The sequence below is a fragment of the Streptomyces sp. DH12 genome (genome assembly GCF_020873895.1).
In the GTDB taxonomy this organism is placed as follows: domain Bacteria; phylum Actinomycetota; class Actinomycetes; order Streptomycetales; family Streptomycetaceae; genus Streptomyces.
On the sequence record NZ_JAHWGT010001716.1, the window covers coordinates 1 to 383 of the forward strand.

Sequence of the window (383 nt, forward strand, 5' to 3'; positions counted from 1 at the left end):
GCTCTGCGCATGGATCGACGTGGGGGTGGTGAGCGTGGACGGAACCGTACGCACGGTGGCGTCCCGGGAGGCGCTGATCGAGGCGGTCCGGGCCGGGGAGCGGGTGAAGTACCTGCACTTCTGGGGACACCGGCCGCTGCCCGACGGGCGCATCGGGGCGAGTTGCCTGAGCCAGTGGTGGCCGTCCCCGTTCACCGTCGACGGCGTGGAGTACGCGACCGCCGAGCACTGGATGATGGCGGCCAAGGCACGCCTCTTCGGGGACGCGGAGGGTGAGCGGCGCGTGCTGGCCGCGGGGCATCCCTCCGAGGCGAAGAAGGCGGGCCGTCTCGTCCAGGGCTTCGACGAGGAGATCTGGCGACGGGAGCGGTTCGGGATCGTGG

General features: G+C 71.8%; 1 protein-coding gene. It reads left to right on the forward strand.

What is annotated here, in order from left to right:
• Positions 1-34 precede the first annotated feature (34 nt).
• The coding region (locus tag LPA54_RS41885) for an NADAR family protein (RefSeq protein ID WP_228985573.1) at positions 35-383 on the forward strand (349 nt) is incomplete at its 3' end.